General features: G+C 53.7%; 2 rRNA genes. Both read left to right on the forward strand.

The window, feature by feature from the left end:
* Positions 1-1,723: ribosomal RNA gene (locus tag ACFW0B_RS25750) — 23S ribosomal RNA — on the forward strand; the annotation flags it as partial.
* Positions 1,724-1,859: 136 nt separating this feature from the next.
* Positions 1,860-1,975: ribosomal RNA gene (gene rrf / locus ACFW0B_RS25755) — 5S ribosomal RNA — on the forward strand.
* Positions 1,976-1,986 lie beyond the last annotated feature (11 nt).

The following is a 1,986-nucleotide window of genomic DNA, read 5'->3' on the forward strand; positions in this document are numbered from 1 at the left end:
GAGCGGTAGAGGAGCGTTCTGTAAGCCTGTGAAGGTGAGTTGAGAAGCTTGCTGGAGGTATCAGAAGTGCGAATGCTGACATGAGTAACGACAATGCGAGTGAAAAACTCGCACGCCGAAAGACCAAGGGTTCCTGCGCAACGTTAATCGACGCAGGGTGAGTCGGCCCCTAAGGCGAGGCAGAAATGCGTAGTCGATGGGAAGCGGGTTAATATTCCCGCACTTCTAGTTACTGCGATGGAGGGACGGAGAAGGCTAGGCCAGCTTGGCGTTGGTTGTCCAAGTTTAAGGTGGTAGGCCGAACACTTAGGCAAATCCGGGTGTTCAAGGCCGAGAGCTGATGACGAGTGTTCTTCTAGAACACGAAGTGGTTGATGCCATGCTTCCAGGAAAAGCTTCTAAGCTTCAGGTAACTAGGAACCGTACCCCAAACCGACACAGGTGGTTGGGTAGAGAATACCAAGGCGCTTGAGAGAACTCGGGTGAAGGAACTAGGCAAAATGGCACCGTAACTTCGGGAGAAGGTGCGCCGGTGAGGGTGAACGATTTACTCGGTAAGCCCATGCCGGTCGAAGATACCAGGCCGCTGCGACTGTTTATTAAAAACACAGCACTCTGCAAACACGAAAGTGGACGTATAGGGTGTGACGCCTGCCCGGTGCCGGAAGGTTAATTGATGGGGTTAGCGCAAGCGAAGCTCTTGATCGAAGCCCCGGTAAACGGCGGCCGTAACTATAACGGTCCTAAGGTAGCGAAATTCCTTGTCGGGTAAGTTCCGACCTGCACGAATGGCGTAACGATGGCGGCGCTGTCTCCACCCGAGACTCAGTGAAATTGAAATCGCTGTGAAGATGCAGTGTATCCGCGGCTAGACGGAAAGACCCCGTGAACCTTTACTGTAGCTTTGCACTGGACTTTGAGCCTGCTTGTGTAGGATAGGTGGGAGGCTTTGAAGCGAGGACGCCAGTTCTCGTGGAGCCATCCTTGAAATACCACCCTGGCATGCTTGAGGTTCTAACTCTGGTCCGTCATCCGGATCGAGGACAGTGTATGGTGGGCAGTTTGACTGGGGCGGTCTCCTCCTAAAGAGTAACGGAGGAGTACGAAGGTGCGCTCAGACCGGTCGGAAATCGGTCGCAGAGTATAAAGGCAAAAGCGCGCTTGACTGCGAGACAGACACGTCGAGCAGGTACGAAAGTAGGTCTTAGTGATCCGGTGGTTCTGTATGGAAGGGCCATCGCTCAACGGATAAAAGGTACTCCGGGGATAACAGGCTGATACCGCCCAAGAGTTCATATCGACGGCGGTGTTTGGCACCTCGATGTCGGCTCATCACATCCTGGGGCTGAAGCCGGTCCCAAGGGTATGGCTGTTCGCCATTTAAAGTGGTACGCGAGCTGGGTTTAGAACGTCGTGAGACAGTTCGGTCCCTATCTGCCGTGGACGTTTGAGATTTGAGAGGGGCTGCTCCTAGTACGAGAGGACCGGAGTGGACGAACCTCTGGTGTTCCGGTTGTCACGCCAGTGGCATTGCCGGGTAGCTATGTTCGGAAGAGATAACCGCTGAAAGCATCTAAGCGGGAAACTCGCCTCAAGATGAGATCTCACTGGAGCCTCGAGCTCCCTGAAGGGCCGTCGAAGACTACGACGTTGATAGGTTGGGTGTGTAAGCGCTGTGAGGCGTTGAGCTAACCAATACTAATTGCCCGTGAGGCTTGACCATATAACACCCAAACAATCTGGTGATTGTGGGTACGTGGTGAAGTCGATATAGACCGAAAGTTCGCAACGAACCGCAAAGCCAAGCTGTCACATACCTGATTCGGGGTAGCGTCCCAGACGATGCCCCCACCGAATTGCTTGACGACCATAGAGCGTTGGAACCACCTGATCCCATCCCGAACTCAGCAGTGAAACGACGCATCGCCGATGGTAGTGTGGAGCTTCTCCATGTGAGAGTAGGTCATCGTCAAGCTTCTATCCCAA

It is taken from the genome of Metapseudomonas phytobenefica (genome assembly GCF_043392685.1).
Classification (GTDB): Bacteria; Pseudomonadota; Gammaproteobacteria; order Pseudomonadales; family Pseudomonadaceae; genus Metapseudomonas.